General features: G+C 40.3%; 25 protein-coding genes. 16 read left to right on the forward strand and 9 right to left on the reverse strand.

Translation table 11 applies throughout. The features are described 5' to 3' along the window. Window positions 1–130: 130 nt before the first annotated feature. The 5 genes from VK159_RS08320 to VK159_RS08340 all read right to left on the reverse strand — a co-directional run bounded on the left by VK159_RS08320 (window position 131) and on the right by VK159_RS08340 (window position 5,064). A complete protein-coding gene (locus VK159_RS08320; RefSeq protein ID WP_324229664.1) occupies window positions 131–601 on the reverse strand; it encodes a nuclear transport factor 2 family protein in 471 nt (156 codons plus the stop codon). 129 nt (window positions 602–730) lie between these two features. After that, the gene (locus VK159_RS08325; RefSeq protein WP_324229665.1) at window positions 731–2,959 is read right to left on the reverse strand and encodes a PspC domain-containing protein; all 2,229 of its coding nucleotides are present in this window, start codon (window positions 2,957–2,959) and stop codon (window positions 731–733) included. Window positions 2,960–2,978: 19 nt separating this feature from the next. Next, window positions 2,979–3,377: a PadR family transcriptional regulator gene (locus tag VK159_RS08330; protein WP_324229666.1), complete on the reverse strand. Its 399-nt coding sequence runs from the start codon at window positions 3,375–3,377 to the stop codon at window positions 2,979–2,981. A 327-nt stretch (window positions 3,378–3,704) separates the two neighbouring features. After that, complete coding sequence (locus tag VK159_RS08335; protein ID WP_324229667.1) at window positions 3,705–4,529, reverse strand: sterol desaturase family protein; 825 nt, start codon at window positions 4,527–4,529, stop codon at window positions 3,705–3,707. A gap of 94 nt (window positions 4,530–4,623) precedes the next feature. Then, entirely contained in the window at window positions 4,624–5,064 is a 441-nt protein-coding gene (locus VK159_RS08340; protein WP_324229668.1) for a putative signal transducing protein, read from the reverse strand. A gap of 13 nt (window positions 5,065–5,077) precedes the next feature. Here VK159_RS08340 and VK159_RS08345 point away from each other — a divergent pair, with 13 nt between their 5' ends. Beyond that, window positions 5,078–5,593 carry a hypothetical protein gene (locus VK159_RS08345; RefSeq protein WP_324229669.1) on the forward strand — a complete coding sequence of 172 codons (516 nt, stop codon included), beginning with the start codon at window positions 5,078–5,080 and terminating at the stop codon, window positions 5,591–5,593. A gap of 65 nt (window positions 5,594–5,658) precedes the next feature. On the opposite strand, the gene dnaN is transcribed toward VK159_RS08345, so the two are convergent. Next, window positions 5,659–6,774, reverse strand: coding sequence for a DNA polymerase III subunit beta (dnaN, locus tag VK159_RS08350; protein ID WP_324229670.1), 1,116 nt, complete (start codon window positions 6,772–6,774; stop codon window positions 5,659–5,661). Between the two features lie 177 nt (window positions 6,775–6,951). Here dnaN and VK159_RS08355 point away from each other — a divergent pair, with 177 nt between their 5' ends. From VK159_RS08355 to VK159_RS08365, 3 genes are all read left to right on the forward strand, one after another. Next, a complete protein-coding gene (locus VK159_RS08355; RefSeq protein ID WP_324229671.1) occupies window positions 6,952–8,277 on the forward strand; it encodes a hypothetical protein in 1,326 nt (441 codons plus the stop codon). Window positions 8,278–8,308: 31 nt separating this feature from the next. Then, window positions 8,309–9,412: a trypsin-like peptidase domain-containing protein gene (locus VK159_RS08360; protein WP_324229672.1), complete on the forward strand. Its 1,104-nt coding sequence runs from the start codon at window positions 8,309–8,311 to the stop codon at window positions 9,410–9,412. Window positions 9,413–9,556: 144 nt separating this feature from the next. Continuing rightward, entirely contained in the window at window positions 9,557–10,813 is a 1,257-nt protein-coding gene (locus VK159_RS08365) for a pyridoxal phosphate-dependent aminotransferase (protein WP_324229673.1), read from the forward strand. A gap of 92 nt (window positions 10,814–10,905) precedes the next feature. Here VK159_RS08365 and VK159_RS08370 read toward each other — a convergent pair whose 3' ends face one another. Next, on the reverse strand, window positions 10,906–11,370 hold the full coding sequence (locus tag VK159_RS08370) for a hypothetical protein (protein WP_324229674.1): 465 nt from the start codon (window positions 11,368–11,370) through the stop codon (window positions 10,906–10,908). 57 nt (window positions 11,371–11,427) lie between these two features. Between VK159_RS08370 and VK159_RS08375 the strand changes: the two genes are divergently transcribed. Beyond that, window positions 11,428–11,754, forward strand: coding sequence for an MmcQ/YjbR family DNA-binding protein (locus VK159_RS08375; RefSeq protein WP_324229675.1), 327 nt, complete (start codon window positions 11,428–11,430; stop codon window positions 11,752–11,754). Window positions 11,755–11,757: 3 nt separating this feature from the next. Here the strand turns inward: VK159_RS08375 and VK159_RS08380 are convergent, their stop codons facing one another. After that, window positions 11,758–13,089 (reverse strand): Gfo/Idh/MocA family oxidoreductase, encoded by a 1,332-nt coding sequence (locus VK159_RS08380; protein ID WP_324229676.1) that lies wholly within the window; start codon window positions 13,087–13,089, stop codon window positions 11,758–11,760. A gap of 126 nt (window positions 13,090–13,215) precedes the next feature. Here VK159_RS08380 and VK159_RS08385 point away from each other — a divergent pair, with 126 nt between their 5' ends. Further along, window positions 13,216–14,358 carry a methionine aminotransferase gene (locus tag VK159_RS08385; RefSeq protein WP_324229677.1) on the forward strand — a complete coding sequence of 381 codons (1,143 nt, stop codon included), beginning with the start codon at window positions 13,216–13,218 and terminating at the stop codon, window positions 14,356–14,358. 109 nt (window positions 14,359–14,467) lie between these two features. Here VK159_RS08385 and VK159_RS08390 read toward each other — a convergent pair whose 3' ends face one another. Further along, window positions 14,468–16,015: a hypothetical protein gene (locus VK159_RS08390; protein WP_324229678.1), complete on the reverse strand. Its 1,548-nt coding sequence runs from the start codon at window positions 16,013–16,015 to the stop codon at window positions 14,468–14,470. Window positions 16,016–16,416: 401 nt separating this feature from the next. Between VK159_RS08390 and VK159_RS08395 the strand changes: the two genes are divergently transcribed. The 10 genes from VK159_RS08395 to VK159_RS08440 all read left to right on the forward strand — a co-directional run bounded on the left by VK159_RS08395 (window position 16,417) and on the right by VK159_RS08440 (window position 26,304). Next, the gene (locus VK159_RS08395; RefSeq protein ID WP_324229679.1) at window positions 16,417–17,757 is read left to right on the forward strand and encodes a M24 family metallopeptidase; all 1,341 of its coding nucleotides are present in this window, start codon (window positions 16,417–16,419) and stop codon (window positions 17,755–17,757) included. A 2-nt stretch (window positions 17,758–17,759) separates the two neighbouring features. Continuing rightward, complete coding sequence (locus tag VK159_RS08400; RefSeq protein ID WP_324229680.1) at window positions 17,760–18,674, forward strand: DMT family transporter; 915 nt, start codon at window positions 17,760–17,762, stop codon at window positions 18,672–18,674. 297 nt (window positions 18,675–18,971) lie between these two features. Continuing rightward, window positions 18,972–19,691 (forward strand): GNAT family N-acetyltransferase, encoded by a 720-nt coding sequence (locus VK159_RS08405; RefSeq protein WP_324229681.1) that lies wholly within the window; start codon window positions 18,972–18,974, stop codon window positions 19,689–19,691. A gap of 78 nt (window positions 19,692–19,769) precedes the next feature. Next, window positions 19,770–20,972, forward strand: coding sequence for an argininosuccinate synthase (gene argG, locus VK159_RS08410; protein WP_324229682.1), 1,203 nt, complete (start codon window positions 19,770–19,772; stop codon window positions 20,970–20,972). 85 nt (window positions 20,973–21,057) lie between these two features. Continuing rightward, window positions 21,058–22,035 (forward strand): N-acetyl-gamma-glutamyl-phosphate reductase, encoded by a 978-nt coding sequence (argC, locus tag VK159_RS08415; protein ID WP_324229683.1) that lies wholly within the window; start codon window positions 21,058–21,060, stop codon window positions 22,033–22,035. Between the two features lie 71 nt (window positions 22,036–22,106). Continuing rightward, window positions 22,107–23,249: an aspartate aminotransferase family protein gene (locus tag VK159_RS08420; RefSeq protein ID WP_324229684.1), complete on the forward strand. Its 1,143-nt coding sequence runs from the start codon at window positions 22,107–22,109 to the stop codon at window positions 23,247–23,249. Between the two features lie 9 nt (window positions 23,250–23,258). Continuing rightward, window positions 23,259–23,483, forward strand: coding sequence for a hypothetical protein (locus VK159_RS08425; RefSeq protein WP_324229685.1), 225 nt, complete (start codon window positions 23,259–23,261; stop codon window positions 23,481–23,483). Beyond that, complete coding sequence (locus VK159_RS08430) at window positions 23,480–24,436, forward strand: acetylornithine carbamoyltransferase (RefSeq protein WP_324229686.1); 957 nt, start codon at window positions 23,480–23,482, stop codon at window positions 24,434–24,436. The genes VK159_RS08425 and VK159_RS08430 overlap by 4 nt, the downstream gene beginning before the upstream one ends. Continuing rightward, window positions 24,429–25,220 carry an acetylglutamate kinase gene (gene argB, locus VK159_RS08435; RefSeq protein WP_324229687.1) on the forward strand — a complete coding sequence of 264 codons (792 nt, stop codon included), beginning with the start codon at window positions 24,429–24,431 and terminating at the stop codon, window positions 25,218–25,220. Before VK159_RS08430 ends, argB begins: the two co-directional genes overlap by 8 nt. Before the next feature lie 10 nt (window positions 25,221–25,230). Continuing rightward, window positions 25,231–26,304 (forward strand): M20 family metallo-hydrolase, encoded by a 1,074-nt coding sequence (locus VK159_RS08440; RefSeq protein ID WP_324229688.1) that lies wholly within the window; start codon window positions 25,231–25,233, stop codon window positions 26,302–26,304. Window positions 26,305–26,320: the final 16 nt, after the last annotated feature.

Below are 26,320 nucleotides of genomic sequence, written 5' to 3' on the forward strand. Positions count from 1 at the left end.
TCAGAAGACAGATAAACAGAACTTCTGTGATCTTTTTAATTCTTGACTTCATGATAAGGTGGATTTATTTGATGCAACAGCAAGCCTGTTGAACATCAATGATGATAAGGTAATGGTTAATGCGGATGTATTAATGATCTACGCTGATGATGCGTGTCACTTTCCAACCCTTTTCTGTTTTTTTCCAGGTATGTATGAACTTGAATACACCACAATCCATTTTTCCATTTTCCATATGGCAGAAGCGATGTTGTGCTATCTGCACCGCACCGTAGCCGGGAATGGGATATACTTCCATGGTTTCTTTTAGCAACTCCCGTTTTAAATCTGGTGTCTGGGCCATCATTCGTTTAAAAGCAGCTACGTTATCTGCATAAAAAGTAAGCCCACTTCCGTCGTGATAGAATTCAAGTGTTGAATCGATATAACTGCTGAAAACTGTAATGTCTTTGTTGAATGCCGCAAACCATGCACTGTCTAATTTGAAAATGGTTTGAAACAATTCTTTATCCTGGTGTTTCTGGTTTGCGTCTTGTGCATTTGCATTACCAAATAAAATAACTGCCAATAAAAAGAGCGTAATGAAACGAAGTAGTCGCATAAAAAAGGTTTAATGGTAATGATAATTGATTAACCCACCCCTAAGTCCCCTCCCGGGAGGGGAGGAAAAAAAGCCCCTCCGTTTCTTTCAAAACATCGGGGCCGTTGGCTGTTCCAACTTTAACCGAGGTTACAGTGCGTTAATGGTCATTGGCTGAATGATCACTGCATCACTGTTAGGAGTTGCTATTCGTTCAACGATCTGTTTTGCGGGTGTTGTAGATGTTTTTGGTGCTTCAGGATTGTAACGGTAGCGAAGACTGTCGTTCTCTTTTTTCTTGTTCTTCAGTTCTTCTTCACGCTGTTGCAATTCTTTCTTTTCACGTTCGATGCGATCAAGTTCGCTTTCAATTGTTCCTTCTTCACGTTCAACTTTTTCAATTTTATCTTTACCATCTACACGTTCAAGTCCTTCTTCTGTCATAATATATTCTACGTTTGTATCATTCCAGCCGGTGTGGCTCCACCTGTTATCATCTTCCCATTCCCAATCTCCGCCACGACCATTGAACGTAATGTTGTGCCACTCTAAACGATCAACACTCTTGTCGATGTAAATGCGTTTGCCAACAGGAACTTCAATTGTAACGATCACACGCTGGTTACGGAATTTTGATTCTTCACTTACAGTAAACCCTTTGTCGAGTGACAGCACGCTGTCTTTAAAGTTTACATTGTACTTAATTGATTGCGCATTTGTAAGTGCTTTATCTCTTGTAGCACCTGAGCTGCGTTTATCATATTTTACGTGATAAAGGCTATCGGTACTTTTTACAATACGAAGACGGATATTGTTGATGTACAAACTATCACCATCCATACTGAACACATCATCAACACCAAACGCACGGCCATACACTTTTACTTTTGCTGATGGTACTTTCACAACCATTTTACCTGTTACTGGCTGAGCAATTTCAACCGCCTGCTGCTCTTGTGCAGATACACGGAAGTTGTTGAAGAAGGAAGAAATAAGTGTGATGAAGCAAACCAAACCAACAAACCAAAGGAAACCGAAAGTGTAACCTAAGTAAGGGTTGCGGCTTTTTGTACCAATGATCTTACGGATAACCCAGGTTAATAATGCAACCACGGGAACAAGTAAGAACAGAAGCAGGGTACCCCATGCAGCAATGTTTTGCCAGGTTCCTTCTAAAAAGAATCCTTTGAAAGGAAATGCAGCAACACCGCCAATAACAGCACCAATCAATGCCATCAACAACACAAAACCAATTGTACCTGCTACGAATAAGAAGAATGCTTTGAACAGAACACCAATTGCATGACCAATACCGCTTGTTGTGCTGCGGGCAATAGGTCCGGCTTCAACTGCAAAGGCTTTGCTTTTTGATCCCAGTTCAGAACTCATTTGTTTTGCGCCCTCAGTGATGGTTGCGCTCATACGTTGTGCACCTTCTTTTATTTCTTCGCTCATTTGTGAGGCTCTTTCCTTAATAGTTCCGCCGCTGCCTAATTCTTCCTGCACAGCATTCTTGATACTGTTCACATCGATCTTTTCGCCACGCATTTGTAATTTATCTGTTGCGCTGCTGGCCATTGGTAAAACGATCCAGAGAATAACATAGATCACAAAGAGTGTTCCGCCGAAGCCACCAAAGACGATGTTGGGTTCAAGATCAAAATCGAACATGGCATTGCGGAAGATCGATGAAATGATACCAAGGATCAGTGGCAAACTGAATACCACACGTGGCACCCATACCGGTATATTGAAATAGTTAGCTAAACCGCTTGCTACACCACCTAATACTTTATCATCAGGATTGCGGAATAAACGCTTGCGGATATTTGTTTTGAGGTCTTTCAATGGTAACACGATCCACAGAACAATGTAGACAAGTACACCTGTGCCAAAACCACCAAAGGTGATGAGGGCAAACAGAATACGCACTACAGTAGGATCGATCTTTAAATAATGAGCAAGACCGCTACATACACCACCAAGTATTTTATCGTTGGCGTTACGGCCAAGGCTTCCACGAGGCTCATCAGCTGTTGCAGAAGCTGTTGCTGCTGTTGCAGAAGAAGACGAAGAAGAACTGTTGTGACTTGTTGAAGCACCTGTTTCATTATCCATCTGCTCAAAATCTTCGATGCTGCCCATGCTGCTGCAAATAGTGGCAACACTTTCGTCGGTAATACAAGTGGCGCCTTTTTTCAGTTCTTCGTCGAACAGTTCAGCAATACGATCTTCAATATCATTGATGATCTCATCACGTCCTTCTTCGTTGGCAAAGTAGCGGCGCAGACTTTCGGTGTATTTCTGCAATTGCTCAAAAGCCGATTCTTCGATGGGTATCACCCGGCCCTTGAAATTTATATTGATTACCTTTTTCATAATAATAACAGTTTAATGGTTAAAGTGGGCTTTCAGCAGATGGAGGATGAACCTGAACGCTTTCACCGGTTACAACGGCATTGGCTCGGCCGTTCTTCTTGGTTACGGCATCAACAGAGCTGGACATTTCGTTCCATGTTTGTTCCAGTTCTTTGTAAAAGGCGGCTCCTTTTTCTGTTAGTGCAAAATATTTTCGTGGCGGGCCGCTGCTGCTTTCAACCCAGCGGTAAGTCAGCAGGTCGGCATTTTTCAATCGGGTAAGTAGTGGATACAGGGTTCCTTCGAGGATGTTAAGGTTTGCCTTTTTCATTTCCTCAATAATATCACTGGGGTACACTTCGCCCCGTTGGATAACGGAGAGAATGCAAAACTCCAGGACTCCCTTGCGCATCTGGCTTTGTGTGTTCTCGATATTCATAACCTGAGGAGTTTGTTTATTTGGTGAAAGGTGGTGGAGAATCATGGGGGAGAGCTCTTCCTTTGTGCTTCTGCCTTCCAATCACCTTAATTACATTGACAAAACAAAGCTAAGTGAAAATTCAGTACTATGCAACACAAAGTACCATCTTTTTTTTAGTAGTTGGCAGAAAACGATAGCTTGTAAAAATTAAAGCGCTGTTTTACAGCGCTTTAATTCAAAAAAATATTTTTAGAAAAGTAGAAATTTTTTTTCAACCTGCCTGCTTCAGCCAACAATTTCCTTAGAAACCAGAAAAAAGAGACACAGGCTTTGATGGAAACCCGCCTATTTTTCGAGTTTGCCAAAGGGTTTTTTCAGCAGCTCCAGTACATCTTCATCTTTTTCTTCCGGATAATACCGATCGAGACCATAACGCACCTGTTTAATATCTAAACTTGAAAATGTGCCGAGCAGCCGGTCCCAGATGGAGAACACCGCACCATAGTTACTATCCGTATAGGGTTGTTTCCAGTGATGATGCACTTTGTGCATATTTGGTGAAATGAGAATATAGCTGAGTGCTTTATCAAGCTTTACCGGCAGACTGATGTTGGCATGTGTAAATGCAGTGGCAAGCACCACAAGAGTTTGATAGATCATTACACTGTACATGGGCGCACCTGAAATAAAGATGAGCAGCAGGAAAAAGATTCCCCTCAACAAACTATCGCCGGGGTGATGACGAAGCCCGGTTGTTACATCAACATTGGTATCGCTGTGATGAATAAGATGAAAACGCCAGAGCAGCGGCACTTTGTGCATGACCAAATGCACCAGCCAACTGCTGAAATCGAGTGCAAGCACACCAATAAAAATGGTGACAAGTATGTTGGCATTGGTCCAATATACAAGACCAAATTCTGCAGAAGCACACCAATCGGATAATTTAATAATGAGGATTGCCAGGAATGTATGAATGATGAGATGGATAACCGTGAACACAAAGTTTACACCTGCATGGCGAAGTTTTGTTTTCTTGTAACGAAGCGGAAACAAGGGAATGGCGCCTTCAATGATCCAGAAAAGTAAAAGACCACCAACAAGGATCGCCATCCGTTCGAGCGGGCGATGTTCAAGTGTTTGAAAGTGGTTCAGGATGTCGTTCCACATGGCGTTACAATTAGGTCAAAAGTTACGAAGGCTTTCATGGATGAAAAAAAATTGTTTAATGCCGTTTCATCAACGGAAAAACCTCTCGGCCTATTCACAACGCATCAGCAGATCCCTCCTTCGTCGGGATGACAACTTCTTTCACCTCCGCAAACTCTTTTTCGCAATCAAAACAATGATACATTTTTTCAGAGGCAAGGGCATATCCTCCCAACAGATAAGTAAAAATGGCGCTGAACCAATTAGACGTTTTCCGGTTGCTGAAAATATACTCCACATTCAATGATCCGCAGTAAGGGCAGGCCCGGTTCTCTTTTGCTTTGTTGACGATTGTGCGTAACAGATCTGTTGCCCGGTCTTTTTGTGTTTCATGCACCATGAGCTTAATACCGCCAATAGCATTGGTCAACAGCGGATCGATGGTAACTGTATTTTCATCTTTGAGCCAGCAGTTGATGCCTTCTTCCTGCAGCTGCATCATGTGAAGGTTGGCATCAATGTAGTTATCGTATGTGTTGAGGATGGAGTAGCTCATGACTAAAAATACAATGAAAAGATTCTTTATTTTACATTACGTTTTAACTATGACAACATTTACAACGGATAAGCCTTTGACGAAACGTCAATTTTTTTTACTGGTACTATATTCATTTAGTTTTCTACTGGCAGGTTATTTTATTATTACGCTCTTTTTTCCTGAGAAGGCAGATGCTGCTCCTTATTCGATGGGAGGTACTTTCTTAGGAACATTTTTTTATCTTTTACAAAAAGACAAAGTTCATGAGGTTCGCTTTGACGAGGAAAGCAAAGAGCTTCATTTCTATTCAAAAGGATATTTAACGAAGTTGAGAAAAATGAAAACTTCGTTTGAAAACATGCACGTTAAAAAAGAAGATTGGGAATCAAAAAGTAAATGGCTTCCAAAACGAAAAATTCTTTCTATTGAAATTTTGAAAGAGAAAACGCTTGTGTTTACGGTTAATATGAACTTAGATCACTTCTCCGAACACAAGATGCGTGAGTTAATTTCAACATTTGAAGCAAACAATATACCTGTAAAATAATATTTAATAAAAAATCCCGCTCTTACAAGCGGGACTTTTATTGGTAGTATTGGTTTCTGTATTCTTTATTGATTCAACATCAACGGCATTACCAGCATCAACACATCTTCACCTTCATTTTGTTCTGTTGGTTTAATGAGGCCGGCTTTTGTTGGTGTACTTAATTCCATTTTTACTTCGTCTGTTTCAACAGCGTTCAGCATTTCCACTAAGAATTTTGCATTGAAAGCGATCTGCATATCCTCACCATCGTATTGGCATTTCATACGCTCATTACCTTCAAAACTAAAATCAACATCCTGAGCAGCTAACTGCAACGAACTACCGCCAATGCTCAACACAACCTGGTTGGTGCTCTTGTTACTGAACACGCTTACACGACGTAATGCACCAGCCAATTCGTTGCGACCGGCGATCATGCTGTAAGGATTATCAGCAGGGATCACCACTTTATAGTCAGGGAAACGTGCATCGATCAACCGGCAGACAAGCTCAGTTGTACCATGAACAACAAACAGGTGGTTGCTGTTGTAAGAGAGCGTGATCTCATCTTCATTATCAGGCAATGCTGTTTTTAATAAGTTCAACGGTTTTTTTGGAACGATGAAGTTTTCGCTCTTCGGGCAACTCACATCTGTACGTTTGTAACGCACCAAACGATGTGCATCTGTTGCAACAAAGGTCAATCCTTTTTTATCGAGTTCGAAATACACACCCGTCATTGCAGGACGCAGATCATCATTACTTACCGCAAACAATGTTTTGTTGATGGCAGTAACCAATGCTGAAGAAGTTGTGGTGAATGAAGTGGTATCATCAGCCACAGGTTCTTTCGGGAAGTTATCAGGATTTTCGCCCATCACTTTATACTTACCGCTGTCGCTGGTAATTTCAATACCAAAGTTCTTATCAATATTAAAGGTGAGTGGTTGATCAGGTAAATTCTTCAACGTATCCATCAGGATACGTGCAGGAATACAAACCCGGCCATTGTCTTTTGCTTCAATATCCATGTGGATCTTCATCACTGTTTCCAGGTCGGTAGCAACCACAGTTAGTTTGTTCTTGTTGATCTCAAATAAAAAATCTTCCAGGATGGGTAATACGGTGTTGGCATTAATTACACCATTGATCTGCTGCAGTTGTTTCAGTAAAGCCGATGACGAAACGATAAACTTCATAACGCTGTTCTTAATTTAATAACGGGGAAGGTAAGGCATTTTTGCCTCATGAGCCTGCAAGATAAGGGTTAAATTATCAACTTGTTTTCAGCCTTACTTACGGCAGACGCACGGCTCTAAAACAACAAAACATTGCAGCAAAATCATTGTACATTCGGCCTTATTAATTGATTGAAGATGCTGGACAAACTATTTGGCTGGACCAAGAAAAAACAAAGCCCGGAAGTGGTAACGCCACCCATTACTTTTGGGCGTTACAGCGATAATAACAAAACCCTGCAAAAAACAAAACGCTGGGCCGATGCGGAGAACCTCTTCAAAGAAAAAAACTATCATGAAAGCATTGAAGCTTTCTTCGATTATATGCGGGACGATGCATTGCAAAATGTGCAATCATCAACCAATGGAGCGGAAAGAACATTTACGTTTTACCAGGGAAGCAAATTGGTGCGTGGACGTTACAATGGCGAGAACCTATCAGCCGAGGTAACCCTGGCCCGGATGGCGCAGCCTTCAGTGCCGGTGATGCGTCGTTTACTGGAGCATAATTTCAACCTCTTTTATTGCCGGTACGGACTGGATGCTGACAGGCTTTGTATGTGTTTTGATACGGAGATAAATACGGCCAACCCGAATAAACTTTACTATGCGTTCAAAGAGTTAGCCACCCGTGCCGATAAGCAGGACGATCTGCTGTTGCAGGATTTTCAATCACTCCAGTCTGCAGATACAGAACACATCGAACAGATTCCTGATGCTGAAAAGGAAGTGAAGTACAATTATATTATTCAATGGATCAGGGATACAGCAGCGGCCATTGAACAATTAGATCCCGATAAAATGAGTGCCGGTATTTCTTACCTGCTGTTGAACCTTGCTTATCGTATCGATTTCCTGATTGTACCCGAGGGTCGTTTGTTGTATGATCTTGAAGATCTTGTTGCGTTGTTCTTTATGAAAGATGATAAACCCGCCAGTGAAAAGAACAAAGCAATGCTGCAGGGGTTTTTAAAGATGATGACGAAAACAAAAGAAGATGTTTTTCCTTGCCTGTTTCGAAGCAAACATAGTTTTGCTATCACCCAACCAACACAACAAAAAATAATTGCTGATTCTATTTTTGGTGCTAATCAGAATACTGTTTGGTTCAAGGAAAATAATCATCCCTATGTAGCGCAGCAGATCAGTGAATATGGATTGGGGTATTGTCAATACAATTTCAGTTTGCCAAAGCCGATAAGTGATCTCTATCTTATTTTAATGAAAGTATCGTATGCAGATTTCTTTCGTGATCTTGGTTTTAGCGAAGAGTTGTACAACAGCCAAACACAAAAATTCAATAGTGAGCTGATTGCACAAAAGATTACGGTTATTATGGATACATGGCGTGAAAAATATCCGCTGATCAATTTTAAAACAGAAAACCTGAAATATGATTCGTTACTCAGTTTTACATTGTCGTTTACGGCAGAGATAGAGTTTGTAAATACTGAAGTTAAATAAATCATCTCATCATTAAAATCAAAAAGAAATCATGCCATCAGCGGTCGAGATAGTTGATTCCTTTAAGGATACCATTATACAAATTGCCACGCAAACAGGCACAGGCACCGGTTTTTACCTGCGTCAGTATGATCTTATCGTTACTAATAATCATGTAGTTGATACAAATACAGAAGTAACCATTGCAGGCAAACAGTTTGAAAAAGTATTGAGTCGTGTATGGTACACTGATCGAAAACATGATCTTGCTTTTTTGCAGGCACCGCCACAAGTGCAATTACCGGAAATAAAACTCGGTGAATATATTAAGATGAAAGATGGCGATCCGGTGATTGCAATCGGTCATCCTTACGGATTAAATTATACCGCCACACAAGGTGTGATCTCCAAAGTTGATCGTGTGCGTGAAGGATTAAAATACATCCAGATCGATGCAGCTATTAATCCCGGCAACAGCGGTGGACCATTGTTGAACATGAGCGGTGAGGTAATTGGTGTAAACACGTTCATCATTCGTGGCGGTGATAACCTGGGTTTTGCATTGCCTGAACAATACCTGCGCACAGCACTGGATATTTATGCGCCGTATAAAGGCAAACCTTCTACCCGTTGTCATGCCTGTGAATTTTTGGTGTTGCCTGAGAATATCGATAATGGAAAGTATTGTCCTTCCTGCGGCAGTGAAGTAAAACTTCCTGAATTACCAACGGAAGAATATGAACCTGTTGGTGTGAGTAAGACCATTGAAAATATTCTGAAAGCACTTGGCAAGGATATTAAACTTGCACGTGAAGGAGTAAATATCTGGAGCGTAAAAGAAGGAAGTGCAAAAATTGTCATCCGCTATAATCCTGAAAATTATTTCATTGCCAGTGACGCTTATTTGTGCCTGCTGCCATCGGATGGAATGAAGATAAAGCCGCTGTATCAATATTTGTTACAAGAAAATTATCACAATAAAGGTCTGGTGCTGAGTTGCCAGAACCAGAACATTGTGTTGAGCCGTATTATCTACGATCTTGATCTTTCGCAGGAAAATGGTGAGCTGCTGTTTCGCCAGTTATTTCAGAAAGCCGATGCATATGATGATATTCTAAAAAAAGAACATGGATGCCTGGATCGTATGGAAGAATAATCAAATGTTAAGGTAAGTGTCTGTTTGTATTCTGTCAATAAACGAACAGTTGATCGTTTTTCAAGGTCTTGCCCTACTTTTGCGCTTTCTTAAAAATTGAGCAGAACTACGATCTGCCAAAACTGGCACTAAAAAAATAAGTACATGAAGCTATCTCATCTCGCCGAAACATTAATAGGTTCTGAAATTGTAAAGCTGGGTAACCAGATCAAAGAGCGTATGCGCCAGGGCGAACACATTTACAATTTCACGATTGGTGATTTCGATAGCAGCGTATTTCCAATACCAAAGGAACTGGAAGATGAAATTATTGATGCATATAAACATCATTTCACTACTTACCCTGCAGCTGAAGGAATCCTGGAGTTGCGCCAAAGTGTATCGCAGTTTTTAAAAGAGCGTGAAGGATTAGAATATGGTGTGAATGAAATTCAGATTGCTGCAGGTGGTCGCCCACTTATCTATGCAATTTTTCGTGCCATTGTTGACAAGGGTGATAAAGTGATTTATGCAGCACCTTCCTGGAACAATAATCATTACGCACACTTTACAGAAGCAGAACATGTGTTGATCGAGGCAACTGTTGAAAATAATTTCATGCCAACGGCAAATGAAATCAAACCTCATCTGAAAGGTGCCACGTTGTTGTGTTTGTGTACACCACAAAACCCAACAGGTACCATGTTCCCGAAGGAAGAACTGGAAAAGATCTGTGATATGATTCTGGAAGAAAACAGATCAAGAGCAGAAGGTGCAAAGAAATTATTCCTGATGTTCGACCAGATGTACTGGACGTTGACGTTTGGCGGAAATGAACATTACAACCCTGTTACACTTCGTCCCGAGATGAAAGAGATCACGGTGTTTGTAGATGGTATCAGTAAAGTATTTGCTGCAACAGGTGTTCGTGTTGGCTGGTCTGTTGGTCCGGAGTTGATCATTTCAAAGATCAAAGCTATTCTCTCACATGTTGGTGCATGGGCACCAATGGCTGAGCAGAAAGCAACAGCAAAATATTTATTACAGAAAGAAAATATTGATCGTTACCTCGTCAACTTCAAAGAAGAGATAAGCTACCGGCTCACTGAAATTTCAAAAGGATTGCTGCAATTAAAAGCTGAAGGCTTGAATGTTGATGTGGTTGCTCCGCAAGGTGCTATTTACCTCACCATTAAAGTTGACCTTGTTGGAAAGAAAAAAGCAGATGGCACTCTTTTGCAAACACAGGCTGATGTAACACAATATTTATTGGATGAAGCAAAGCTCGCCATTGTTCCGTTTACAGCATTTGGTGCAAGCAAAACATCTCCCTGGTATCGCTTAAGTGTTGGTACATGTCGAAAAGAAGAGATCCCTGAGTTTTTAGGTAAGCTGAAAGAGGCGATGCAAAAACTTAGCTAAGAGTTTGGAAAGAGCGAAAAGAGAATGGCTGATTTGTTTCAACCATTCTCTTTTTTATTTTATCTGTGTTAATCAGTGCTATCTGTGAGCAATTAATAGCGGAATCGGATCAGTTTCTGTTCATCAGCTATCAACAATCTTCCTTCATGCTTCATTTCTACTGCAGTGCGTGCACAACATTCATCTGCACAAAACTTTTTCATTACAAGAAATTGTAACGACCCGTTTTTAATTTGCAAAGCCATGGTATCAGCCGCCTGCAATGTGAACAAACGCTTTTTGTCATTATCAACCAGCACAGGTACTTCGGTATATGGCGAATTTTGTTTCTTGTACAGTTTAATATCTGCTGGGGTAAGCGTAGGGTTTGAACCAAACAGCAAATCTCTGCCTGTTGCTTTATCAACAATAGTAAAGTGCAGGTTACTCCAGTAGGCCACACAAACCACTGCCGGGCATATGAGATCTGTTTTACATTGATAACCTTGTTCTGATTTCTTTTTACAGGAAACAAACAAGCTGAGTGATGCAAGGATGATAAGAAGAAGATGTTTCATACTTTGTTGACAACAAAAGAAATAATTTCGTTGCAGCAACTTTCTTAAGATTATCGTATGAATATTGAAACCATTCGTGATTATTGCCTGATGAAACCAGACGCTGAAGAAACCCTTCCGTTTGGTCCGGATGTGATCGTATTTAAAGTGAACAACAAATCGTTTCTCTTACTGCCGCTTGATACAGAAGAACTTCGTTTCAATGTAAAGTGCGATCCTGACCTCGCTATTGAGTTGCGGGAACAATACAGTTGTGTATTACCAGGCTGGCATATGAATAAGAAACACTGGAATACGATTGTGGTTGATGGAACGGTTCCATCAAAACTCATTAAAGAATGGATCGATCATTCGTATGAATTAGTCAACAAGAAAAAGAAATAATCATCAAACCTTCGGCAGCTGATATCCGTTGTGGTATTTGCTCAATAAATATTGTTGATTAATTGCTTCATCGGTAAATGCCCCTTTGGCTTTATTCCACAATAATTTTTTTCCGCTTCTGAAAGAAATATTTCCCATTTGTGCAACAGTAGCCACATGCGCCCCCGCCTGTATGGAACAATTTAAATCTTCAGCCTTGCGTGACTTTACAGCAGCAATAAAATTCACAAAATGTTTATCAAGCCCGTTATCTGAAGATTTTTGGAAAGGCATGATCACCTTATTTTTACTTTGCCGTTCTTCAATTACTTCCCAACCACCACGATTTAAAATAAGTGTTCCGTTATTGCCGATAAACGCAATGCCATGATCTCTTCCGTAAGAACCATTATCAATACCCATTGCCGAATCCCACACCATGTTGAATTTATCAAATTCATATAACGTGGTTAAGGTGTCAGGCGTTTCTTCATACAGATCGGGATAAGCAAACTTTCCGCCAAGTCCTGCAATACTGATGGGCAGATCTGCTTTCATACCAATCAGTGCATAATCTAAAAGATGCACGCCCCAGTCTGTCATCAATCCTCCGGCATAATCCCAAAACCATCTGAAATTAAAATGAAAGCGGCTGCTGTTAAACGGTCTTATTTTAGCAGGACCCAGCCACTGTTTATAATCCACACCTTCAGGCGGTGCAGAGTCAGGAACAACCGGACCGGGTTTCATCCAACCCTGGTAGCACCATACTTTGGCAGTGCGGATATTTCCCAACTGCCCGCTATGTACAAAATCAACAGCATCTTTAAAGTGCTGCTGGCTTCGTTGCCATTGTCCGGCTTGTACAATTTTATTGTAACGCTTTTGTGCGGCTACCATTCTGTTACATTCAACAATGGAATTACCAACCGGCTTTTCAACATACACATCTTTACCGGCTTCACATGCATGAATCATCATGAGTGCATGCCAATGATCGGGGGTACCGATGATGACCGCATCAACATCTTTCTGTTCAAGCAGCTTCCGGTAATCGCTATATCTTTTTATGTTGGAAGTAGATATATTTTTTTTGCTTAGCTCTTCCAGCCGTTTATCGATAACAGATTTGTCAACATCACAAACAGCAACAAGATTTACACCGGGAATTTTTAATGCAGCCATTACATTGGCCCATCCCATTCCCTTAATACCAATGGCACCAATGTTTACCTGATCGGAAGGGGAAACCCTGTTTTTGAAAATAGAAAACGCATTGGATTCAAACGCAGGAATCAGTAAACCTCCTGCAGCCAGGAGTGTAGATTGTTGCAGAAACTTTCGGCGGGCATTCATCGTTATTAATATTTAGAAAAAGAAAGATAAGTATTTAACCGTTTAACAACTGTAAGTTAAAGATGGAAAAAGAGTTCTACATAATAATTGCTTACAGAAACAATTCATCTTCTTTACTTTGTAGCTATGCAGATCAAAAGCAAACTTCCCAACGTTGGCACTACTATTTTCACCGTAATGAGTGCATTGGCAACTGAACACAAAGCCGTGAACCTCGGACAAGGGTTTCCTGATTATCCGATGAGTGAAGAGCTAACAGCCAAAGTTGCTGAAGCGATGAAGAACGGGCATAATCAATATGCACCAATGCCGGGGCTGATTGGTTTGCGGGAAAGTATTGCAGAAAAAGTTGAGTTCTTATACAAAACAAAAGTGAATCCAGATACGGAAATTACCATTACTCCCGGTGGTACCTATGCTATTTACTCATCGTTAACTACCATATTGCAACCCGGCGATGAAGTGATATTGTTTGAACCTGCTTACGACAGCTATATTCCAAACATTGAGATCAACGGCGCAAAAGCAGTTCCGCTTCCACTAACTTATCCTGATTATAAAATTGATTGGGAGTTGGTGCGAGCATCCATCACCGCAAAAACAAAAGCGATCCTCATTAATTCGCCGCATAACCCAACAGGAAGTGTGTTAGATAAAAATGATATTGCTGAATTGAAATCTGTGGTTGCCGGCACCAATATTTTTATTGTGAGCGATGAAGTGTATGAACATTTGATTTATGATGAACTTCCGCATGAAAGCATGTTGAAATATCCTGAGTTATTTGAACGCAGCTTTGTAAACTTTTCATTTGGTAAAACCTATCACTGCACGGGTTGGAAAATGGGCTACTGTATTGCACCTGCAGCTTTCACAAAAGAGTTCAGGAAAGTACACCAGTTTAATTGTTTCAGTTGTTTTACACCTGCACAGGTTGCGTTAGCTGATTATCTAAAGAATAAAGATGCTTACTTATCGCTCCCACGTTTTATGCAACAGAAGCGTGATTATTTTATTGAATTGATGAAGCAGACAAAGTTTGATCTGCTGAATACAAGCGGCAGTTATTTTGTTTGTGCAAGCTATGGGCGCATCAGCGATGAAGCAGATAAAGATCTGGCTATACGTTTAACAAAAGAAGCAGGTGTTGCCACCATTCCTCTCTCTGCTTTTTATCACAACCAGAAAGATGATAAGGTTGTTCGTTTTTGTTTTAGTAAACAAAACAGAACATTACAACAGGCAGTTGAACGTTTGATGAAGATATAATGCTGATGTTGTTGTTATGCTGACTCAGGAGGCATCTGCTGAGCTTCAGTAAAAGAAAGGAGCAGATCCCTCGTTCCTCCCGCCGTTTGCGGGACAGGTCGGGATGACATTACTTGCGACTGCTGGCTTTATATTTTCCGTTCACCACCTGTTCCATCGTTTTATTATACACCTTACTTTCAGCCCAGGAAATGATATCTAGATAAGCGAACGATCTTGTTTGAAAACGGTTCTTCTCCAGGTGCTTGATATCCTGCAATAATTTTTCCAATGCGGTTTTAATCTTATCAGGCGATTGCGTAAAACTCGTCTTCAGGAATTTGAATACTGCTTCTTCCACTGTTGTAAGGTTCTTCATCTTCTCCATAAAACGGTGAACGGATTTACTGAGTGAATCAAGAATTTCATAATTACCCAGTTCGTAATGACTCAGCAAATGCATCAACCGTGAATAACACTGGAGATCAATACGCATATCCATCGGTCCGTTGATAATACGGTGGAGATAATCAATGGCTTTTTCATAATTGCCATTGCCAAAATACAACGATGCAATTTTATAATTGAATACAAGAATGCGGTGCTGATCTACAAACAACGAATATTCACTCAGCTTCTCTTCAATAAGCGGCACAAGTTTCAAACCTTCTTTGAAAGTACCTTTCATTAAATGGCCATTTACCCGAGAGCTGTTAATGTAAATGGAAGTATGTGTGCGGAAGTTGTCGTGCATTTGTGCTTCCGGCGTTTTTTCATACGCTTCAAATTCTTTCAACGTTTCTTCAAACTTTTTAAAATTACGCAGATCGAAATGTGCATTCAACAACGCCTGCATGCCTTTAATGTAATGACCTGTTTCAATATTTTTCAAATGCGGTTCTGCCCTGTACAGGTTCACCCATTTTTCTGCATAGCGGTAATACATTAAAAAGTCCTGTCTTATAAATGCATACCAGCAATAACTCTGGTAGAGATACAATTCTTCATAGAAGCCATTGATGAGTGAAAGATCTTTCGGTAAGTAACTTTTGAAAAAAGTTTTTATATCAATCTCATCATCTTCATTGCGTGCATGTCCGTTCAATACATACCAACGATATAACAACAATGCAAGATTTGATAAACGTGTTACACGATCAATATGACTGCTGATCTGAAAAGCTTCTTCAGCCATCATCTCTGTCTTATCAGTAGAGCTGCGTGTAATATGTAATGTTTCAATTTTCTTTTCAAGTGAGATCAACTGTACAAGTGTGTTGAACTTTTGATTTGCACGTGCAAGCTCTTTTGCTTTTTCTATAATGCGTAAGCTTTGCTGCTTTAATCCTTTGTTGTAAAGTAAACGGGCATTGTCTAAGTGTTCACTCAACTGCAGATCCACATTCTCACCTGTTTTCAATAAACGTAAACTGGCCAATAATTCTTTGTATAAATGTGTTTTAAGGTTGGCGAGTTTTGTTTTGCTGTTATCAGTGAGTTTGCGCAGCAACACATGTTCATCATACTCCTGCATTTTATCTAATGCATCAAAAAGCTGGATGATTTTAAGGTCTTCTTTTGAAGAACTACGCTTGATGTAGAGTTTAAAATGCCGTTTCTCGGCTTTTTCGAGGGAGTGAACTAATTGAAATAATGTATCTGAAAACCTGTTGGCCATAATGTTTTTTTTTCCTGAAACCCTTGTCCTGCCTGTGTTTCACTGTCTTTCCCCGACTTTGACGTCATAAAAAGACCCGTTATTTGATTTGAAGCACAAAAACAACAAGATTATTTTTGTCTTGGATTCGGGCTTAAAAAGTATATGGCAGGCAATCGTTAAAGGGGAAGCATCGTAAACGGCCAAGAATCAAGTCGCTTCAAGCGACAGGTAAAGATACAGATCTATTTTTTTATATGGCAAGCAATCGTTAACGGTCAGCTGTTTCTACAGGTGACCTTTTTCTTTTAAAAGGTTTGCTAAAATAATGTAAAAATTCATTCCGCAAACTTTTTTCTCCTCATTTTCTTACACAGGTAATACTTTATGGCTTTCGTACATTCGAACAGTAAATAAAATGTATGAAAAAGTATTTTTTACTCCTTCTTTTGCTTACGTCTGTTTGTTTTAATCATGCACAAGTACTTCCGATGCGTGAGCAGGCGAAAGTGATCGATGAAATTCTTGCTGATCGCTTTAATAATCTCTTGCCTGTATTAATGGAACGAAATGGTATTGATCTGTGGGTGATCGTTTCAAGAGAGTACAATGAAGACCCTGTTATCCGCACCATGCTTCCTGCAACCTGGATCTCTGCACGCCGCAGAACCATCATTGTATTTTATAATAACCCTGAAAAGAAGGTTTTTGAAAAGCTGGCTATTGCCCGTTACAACGTTGGCGAAAACATCAAAGCCGAATGGGACATGCAGAAATTTCCTGATCAGTGGGATGCATTGATGAATATCATCACAACAAGAAACCCAAGGAAGATCGGCATCAACACCTCTACCAATTTTGGTCATGCAGATGGAATGGATGTAACAGATTATAACGAAATGATGCAAAAGTTACCTGCTGCTTTTAAAACTAAAGTGGTGAGTGCAGAAACGCTTGCTGTTAATTGGCTAGAAACAAGAACAGAACGGGAGATGCAGATTTATCCACAACTTGTGTATGAAACAAGAAGAATTATTGAAGAAGGATTTTCTGAAAAAGTAATTACACCGGGTGTTACAACAACGGATGATGTAGTATGGTGGTTCCGTGAAAAGATCAGAACAATGGGCTACAGTACATGGTTTCATCCTTCCGTATCAGTTCAACGGAACGATCCGCAAAGCTTTGAACACTTGCGGAGTTTTTCTAATCGTCCGAAAGATGATGTAATTCAACCCGGCGATCTGTTGCATGTAGATATTGGTATCACTTACTTACGCTTGAATACCGATGTGCAGGAACATGCTTATGTATTAAAGCCGGGAGAAACAGAAGTTCCGAAAAGTATTCGTGATGCATTTGCAAAAGCAAACCGCTTGCAGGATATTCTTACATCACAATTCAAAAAAGATAAAACAGGCAACCAGATTCTTGCAGACGCATTAGCACAAGCGAAGAAGGAAAATATTGCTGCAACTATCTATACACATCCATTAGGTTTTCATGGTCATGCCGCCGGTCCAACCATTGGTTTATGGGATCAACAAGGCGGAGTGCCGGGTTCAGGCGATTTCCCAATGAACTACAGAACAGCTTACAGCATTGAGTTAAACGCAGCAACAGATATTCCCGAATGGAAAAAAAGTATACGCATTATGCTGGAGCAGGATGGCTATTTTGATGAGAATGGTTTCCGTTATATCGGCGGAAGGCAAAAAGATATTTACCTGGTGCCAAGAGCAAACAAGAATGTTGGCAATTAACATTGAATATCTCTCCAACATATCGTGGCATCTTCTTCATGTTGCTTGCAGCATTGGGATTTTCCATCATGGGTGGTGCTGCCAAAGCGTTGAAAGGAAGTTTTAATGCAGGCCAATTGGTGTTCTGGCGCAACAGTATTGGATTATTATTTATAACCATCAGTTTGATCAATCGTGCACCTGAGCAAACCGGCGGTAAACTTCTCCGGCTCATCTTTCGTGGACTAATGGGCACTTCAGCAGTTTATATGTTACTCTATTGTATCCTGCATTTGCCTTTGGGAACGGCCATGAGTTATAATCTTACTTCAGCTTTATTCATTGCACTTTTCTCCTTCCTGTTGTTTAAAGAATACGAAGGTCGCTGGGTATTGTTGGCTGTGTTGCTTGGCTTTGCAGGCATGTTGCTCATCTACAAACCCAATATTCATTTTCCCTGGTACTATCATCTTGCAGGATTATTGAGCGGCATACTCTCTGCAATTGCTTATCTAACAGTTGGCCGACTAACAAAATATTATGATACACGAGTGATCGTACTCTCTTTTGTGCTGACAGGCGTGCTTGTTCCTTTGCTGTTTACATTGCTTCGTTACCTGTTGCAATTACCTGCGGATGAAATTCTTTTCATCAACTGGCGCTGGCCACAGCAATCCGAGTGGTTTCCGGTAATACTAATGGGCACATCAGCATTATTTGGACAATACTTCGTTACCAAGGCCTATGGAGCAGATAAAGCAGGCGTTGTTTCAGCCATCAGCTATGCAGGCATCATCTTCAGCATCTTCATTGGTATGATGTTGGGTGATGCTTTTCCAGATGCTGTTTCTTTGATGGGCATTGTTTGTATCATCATCAGCGGACTCATCATTTCATTTATCAAGAAGCAGAACGAAGCAAGACGCATAACAGCTTGAGTCTCGCTTGTTTCACTAACTATCGTTCTTAAACCTTTACGAAAATTTTATGTCCATTATATAATTATATCAATTACTTTTGTTCCTCAATTTTATTAAGCAATTGACAAACGCAAATACATATCACACAATTGAAGTTAGTGCCAACAACAGCACTTCTAACTTCTATGTATTTTCCCCACGACCTCGACGCATCGTCTGATAGGACGAGCCCTTCACCACGGCCCCTGTCAGTGAACAACCTCCCGGTAATACTCTTAGGATTGGTCATCCCGGTTTTGTTAAGCATTTACAATCATGGACAATCAGGAAATTATTATACGTGTAGCCAATAGTGGCGATACTCACTATTCTGAAACAATTACCAACGAAATGGAGCAAAGTGCCAAAGCAAGAGGCACTGGCATTGCCAAGCGTAGCCCCGAATATGTGGCGAATAAAATGAGCGAAGGCAAATCGGTGATCGCCCATACAAAAGATGGTACATGGGTTGGCTTCTGCTATATTGAAACATGGAGCCACGGCGCCTTTGTTGCCAACAGCGGATTGATTGTATCACCTGCGTTCCGGAAAAGCGGTGTTGCCAAACAGATTAAAGAACGCATCTTCAAATTATCAAGACAATTATTTCCTGAAGCAAAGATCTTTGGCTTAACAACCGGTTTGGCAGTAATGAAAATTAATTCTGATCTCGGTTACGAACCTGTTACCTACAGCGAGTTAACACAAGATGAAGAATTCTGGAGTGGTTGCAAGAGCTGTGTGAACTACGATATTCTCATGAGCAAAGAGCGCAAGAACTGTATGTGCACTGCTATGCTTTACGATCCTAAAGATCATTATGAGCCGGAAGAAACAAAACAATACTTCGAAGAAAATAAAAAAGGCTTTGAACGTTTGTTACGTTTTAAAGAATGGAAATTATTAAAACCATTTCTGCGTAAAGACAAAGATGATAAAGGAAGCGGCGGCGAAAGCAAAGTAAAAAGATTCTTACAATATTTTTTTCATTTATAAATGGGTATAACCGGCAACGGTTCATAGTTGATCAGTTGTTGTGTCACTCACTTGTACGTTCAATAATTCTATTCAGCAATGGCAAACAAAAAAATTGTACTCGGCTTTAGTGGTGGATTGGATACTACTTACTGCGCCAAATATCTCAGTGATGAAAAAGGTTATGAAATTCATTCGGTGATTGTAAACACGGGTGGTTTCAGCGAAGAAGAATTAAAAAAGATCGAAGCACATGCTTACAAGCTGGGCGTGAAATCGCATACCGCTGTTGATGCAGTAAAAGGATATTACGAACGCATCATTAAGTTCCTGGTATTCGGGAACTGCTTAAAGAATAATACGTATCCGTTAAGTGTAAGTGCTGAGCGCTTAAGCCAGGCATTGCATATTGCGGAACATGCAAAGAAATTAAATGCCGATGCAGTAGCACACGGCAGCACTGGTGCAGGTAACGATCAGGTGCGTTTCGATATGATCTTCCACATCATGATTCCAGGTGTTGAGATTATCACTCCTATTCGTGATATGAAGCTTAGTCGTGAGGAAGAAATTTCTTACCTCAAGAGCAAGGGAGTAGAAATGAATTTTGAAAAAGCAGCTTATTCAATTAATAAAGGACTTTGGGGAACAAGCATTGGCGGTAAAGAAACCCTCAACAGCAAAGGCATGTTGCCGGAAGAAGCATGGCCTACGCAGGTAACTAAAACCGGAAGCGAAGAAGTAAAACTTCATTTCGAAAAAGGTGAATTGAAAGCGGTGAACGATCAACAGTTCGATCATCCGGTTGACGCCATCAATCATTTACAATCAATTGCCGGAGCTTATGGTATTGCAAGAGATATTCATGTGGGTGATACCATCATTGGTATTAAAGGCCGTGTTGGTTTTGAAGCCGCTGCTCCAATGGTGATTTTAAAAGCACATCATGCATTAGAAAAGCATGTGCTCACCAAATGGCAATTGCAATGGAAAGATACACTTGCGCAATTCTACGGTAACTGGATGCACGAAGGACAAATTCTTGATCCTGTGATGCGAGATGTTGAAGCGTATTTCATCAGCAGTCAGCAAAATGTAACAGGTGATGTGTTCGTACAACTGATGCCTTACCGTTTCCAGGTAATTGGTATCGAAAGCAAATACGATCTCATGAGCAGCAAGTTTGGTAAGTATGGTGAAATGAACACCGGCTTTACAGGTGATGATGTGAGAGGCTTCTCAAAAATATTCGGCAATCAAACTTCTATCTGGACTTCGGTGCAGGCGGAGAATGAAAAATAATAAATGAAAAATTAAGAATGAGAAAGTAGTTGAGGCATCTGTCTTCACTTTTTCATTTCTCATTCTTCATTCTTAATTTTTAATTATGAGTATTAGAGTTGGAATTATAGGTGGAGCAGGTTATACGGGTGGTGAATTGATCCGTTTGTTGATCAATCATCCTTCTGCTGAGTTATCGTTTATTCACAGCAGAAGTAATGCAGGTGAACCTGTTTATAAAGTACACCAGGATCTCGTTGGAGAAACAGAATTAAAGTTCACCGGTGAATTAGCAAATGATGTAGATGTATTGTTTCTCTGCCTCGGTCATGGCGAATCAAAAAAATTCTTAGCAGAGAATAAAATCGATGAAAAGATCAAAGTAATTGACTTAGCTAACGATTTTCGTTTAGCGAATAGTTCAACAATTGGCAACCGCAAATTTGTTTACGGTTTACCGGAATTGAACAAAGAGCAAATTAAAACAGCAAACAACATTGCAAACCCCGGTTGTTTTGCTACAACCTTGCAACTCGGTTTATTGCCATTAGCAGAAGCGGGTTTGTTGAAAGATGTGTACTCAACCGGCATCACCGGCAGTACAGGAGCAGGACAGAGTTTATCTGCAACATCGCACTTCAGTTGGAGAGCAAATAATATCCAGGCATATAAAACATTAACGCATCAGCATCTTGGAGAGATCGGCGAATCACTATTGCAGTTACAACCCAACAGCGATATTGCTGTTAACTTTATTCCGTGGCGTGGCGATTTCACAAGGGGAATTTTCATCAGTTCACAATTGAAATGTGAAAAGAGCCTGGATGAGCTGAATAAACTCTATGAAGATTTTTATGCTGATGCTGCATTTACACATGTGATTAAAGAAGCAGTTTTCTTAAAACAAGTGGTGAATACAAATAAGTGCCTCATTCAATTGGAGAAAGTTGCTGACATGCTTGTTGTTCATTCCGCAGCAGATAATTTATTGAAAGGCGCTAGCGGACAAGCTGTACAAAATATGAACCTGTTGTTTGGATTAGATGAAACAACCGGTCTAAGATTGAAAGCAAATTATTTTTAAATAACCACAGAGACACAAAGAGCACTGAGTCTTTCTTCGTGTCTCTGAGCCTCTGTGGTAAAACCAAGAACATGAATTTATTCGACGTTTACCCAATTAACAACATCGCCATTACAAAAGCCAAGGGCACTTATGTATGGGACGATCAAGGCGAACAGTACCTGGATCTTTACGGAGGTCATGCAGTGATCAGTATCGGACACACACATCCGCATTGGGTAAAACGAATTGAAGAGCAATTAAACAAAATTGCTTTCTACTCTAACTCGATTAAAATTCCATTACAGGAAGAATTAGCAGCCAAGCTTGGTAAAGTAAGCAGTAAAGAAGATTATCAACTTTTCCTTTGCAACTCAGGAGCTGAAGCAAATGAAAATGCACTGAAGCTTGCAAGCTTCCACAACGGACGTAAAAAAATTGTGGCTTTCAAGAAAGCATTTCACGGTCGTACATCATTGGCCGTAAGTGCTACTGATAATAAAAATTACATCGCACCGGTAAACGAAACTGATAATGTGATCTTTCTTCCTTTCAACGATGAAGCAGCTTTGGAAGCTTGTTTCAAAAAACAAGGGGATGAAATTTCTTCGGTGATCATTGAAGGGATTCAAGGTGTAGGTGGTATTAATGTCGCTGAAAATTCATTCCTTAAAAAAATCCGTTCACTCTGCGACCAATATGGTGCAGTCTATATTGCAGACAGTGTGCAGTGTGGTTATGGCAGAAGCGGTAAATTTTTCAGTCATGATTTTGCAGGCGTAAATGCAGATATCTACAGCATGGCAAAAGGTATGGGCAATGGTTTCCCCATCGGCGGAATCATTATTGCACCACACATCAAACCCAAACATTTCCAGTTGGGCACCACCTTCGGTGGTAATCATTTGGCTTGTGCGGCCGCATTAGCAGTGCTGGAAGTAATGGAAGAAGAGAAATTGATGGGCAATGCGGTGATGATCGGTAAATACCTGCGTGAAGAATTGGAGAAGATTGAAGAACTGGAAAATGTACGTGGCCGTGGTTTAATGATTGGCTTTGATGTACCGGAAGAATATAAAGACCTCAAGAAAAATTTATTGCTCAATCAAAAGATCTTCACCGGTGAAGCAAAACCTAACGTGATCCGCTTGTTACCAAGTCTTGGTTTGAAGAAGAGAGATGCAGAAATGTTTATTGATGCAGTGAAGGAAGAGCTTGAAGCGATGAAAGGATAATTCGTTTTTATGAAACAAAATGTAACTGGAAAATTAGCGGTAGTATTTCTTCTTTTAGCAATACCATTCTTAATTGACAGCATTTTGTTTTTGGCAAATCCATCATTTAGTCAATATAGTATGACTGGCTTTATGATGAAAGGATATTTTGGAATGTTGCCCTTGTTTATATTCTATATGCTGGTTGCAACGCTGGTAATTTATATCTGGAATAAAAAAAGAAAAAAGAATTGAAACAGTTCATTTCCGTTCATGATGTAGCAAATATCAATGCACTTGTAGAAAAGGCATTGGCATATAAAGCAAATCCGCTTGTTGACAAAACATTGGGTGCCGGTAAACGCATGGGTTTAATTTTTTTAAACCCCAGTTTGCGTACACGTTTAAGTACACAAATTGCTGCTGAGAATCTCGGTATGCAACCGATCGTATTCAATGTAGGCAGCGAAGGCTGGAGCTGGGAGTTTGAAGAAGAGGCTATTATGAGTGGAACAACAGTAGAGCATGTAAAAGATGCAGCGCCTATTCTCGGAAATTATTTTGATGTGCTGGCTATCCGCACATTCCCATCTTTACAAAATAAGAAAGATGATTACAGCGAACTGTTCATTAAACAGTTCATCAAATATGCAGGCGTTCCGGTGGTGAGTTTGGAAAGTTCAACATTACATCCGTTGCAATCCTTGACCGACATCATCACCATTACAGAAACATTCAAAGAAAAACGCAAACCAAAAATCGTGTTGACCTGGGCTCCACACATCAAACCATTGCCACAATGTGTAAGCAACAGTTTTGCACAATGGATCAATGCATGGGGTGAAGCAGATTTTGTAATTACCCATCCGGAAGATTATGAACTGGATGAGCAATTCACCAAAGGCGCAACCATCACACATAACCAGGACGAAGCGTTGAAAGATGCTGACTTTGTATATGTGAAAAACTGGAGCACTTATACTGATTATGGTCGTATCTATTGTAACGATCCTGCATGGATGTTGACAGAAGAAAAACTGAAAACAACCAATAATGCGAAAGTGATGCATTGCTTGCCCGTTCGCAGAAATGTAGAGTTAAGCGATGAAGTACTCGACAGCAGCAACAGCATCGTTACTCAACAAGCGAGTAATCGTGTATGGGCCGCACAAACAGTGTTGGCAGAAATATTAAAAGGAAATGGATAAGCTGATTGTTATAAAAATTGGTGGCAACATTGTGGATGATGAAACAAAGCTTTCATCGTTCCTGCAAAGTTTTGCTGCAGTGGAAGGACGAAAGATTCTTATTCATGGCGGCGGTAAAGTTGCAACAAAGATCGGTGAAACGCTCGGCATCGAAAGTAAATATGTTGATGGCCGGCGCATCACCGATGTAGCAACCATTGATTTAGTAACAATGGTGTATGCAGGTCTAATCAACAAAAAAGTAATTGCACAATTGCAGGCACTCAACTGCAATGCCATTGGAGTTACTGGTGCAGATGGTAATTTAATTCCTGCCAATAAGCGTCCGGTAAAAGAAATTGATTACGGGTTTGTAGGCGATGTAAAGTCGGATAAGATAAATGCAAAAAGCTGGAGTAGTTTGTTAGATCATGGATTTATTCCGGTAGTTGCTCCCATTACACATGATGGTAACGGTCAACTACTCAACACCAATGCAGACACAATTGCACAGGAAGTAGCAAAAGCAATGAGCAGCTTGTACGAAGTAAGTCTTATCTACTCGTTTGAAAAAGCAGGTGTTTTACTCGATGCAAATGATGATACAACGGTTATCAGCAATATCGATCCATCATCGTATCAAGAATTAAAAGCAGAAGGAAAAATATTTGCGGGCATGATCCCGAAACTTGATAACGCATTTGCTGCGTTAAACAGTGGCGTAAAAAAAGTAGTAATTGGTAAAGCAGAGCAATTGAAAGATCTGATCAATGGAGAAAGCGGAACATCCATTACAAACAGTTAAAAAAATTATTATGGCAAACCAGGACATCAGCCAACTTCACACAGAGGCGCTTGAATTGTTAAAGCAGCTGATCGCCACTCCGTCTTTTTCAAAAGAGGAAAACGAAACTGCAGAAATTCTTATTCACTTTTTTGCACAAAAAGGAATTGAACATTTTCGTGTTGGCAACAACGTGTATGCAAAGAACAAGTTTTATGATGCATCAAAACCATCGGTATTACTTAATTCGCATCATGATACGGTGAAGCCCAATGCGAAGTATACAAAAGATCCGTTTGAACCAATTATTGAAGATGGAAAATTATATGGTCTTGGCAGTAATGATGCCGGTGGCTGTTTGGTGAGTTTGATCGCAACTTTTCTGTATTACTACGAAAAAGAAAATCTTTCGCATAATGTGGTTTTTGCTGCAAGTGCTGAAGAAGAGATCAGCGGTGTAAACGGTATTGAACTGGTATTACCTTATCTCGGAAATATCAACTTTGGTATTGTAGGCGAGCCAACAAAAATGGACATGGCCGTTGCAGAACGTGGGTTGATGGTGATCGACTGTATTGCACAAGGCAAGGCTGGTCATGCTGCTCGCAAAGAAGGCGTGAATGCATTATACATTGCGGTTGATGATATTGAATGGATCCGTAATTATAAGTTCGATAAAGTAAGTCCGTTGTTAGGGGAGTCAATGTTGACGGTAACGGTAATCGGAACAGAAAATCAACAGCACAATGTGGTTCCGCCGCAATGTAAATTTGTGATTGATGTGCGGGTGAATGAACTTTATACGTTCGATGAAATTCTTGGTGAGTTGAAACAAAATCTCAAGAGCCAGTTCAAGCCACGTACAACAAGAATGAAATCAACATCAATACCCATGGATCATCCGTTGGTAAAAGCAGGAATAGAATTAGGTCGTGGTTATTATGGTTCACCTACAACCAGCGATAAAGCATTAATGCCGTTCCCGGCATTGAAGATGGGTCCTGGCGACAGTGCAAGAAGTCATACAGCCGATGAGTATATTTATATTGACGAGATAAAAGGAGGAATTGAATTATACATTCAGTTATTAGATAAGATTCTTTAAAAGCCGAAAGCATTTG

Origin of the sequence: Lacibacter sp., assembly GCF_035299325.1 — a bacterium.
Lineage (GTDB): Bacteria > Bacteroidota > Bacteroidia > Chitinophagales > Chitinophagaceae > Lacibacter.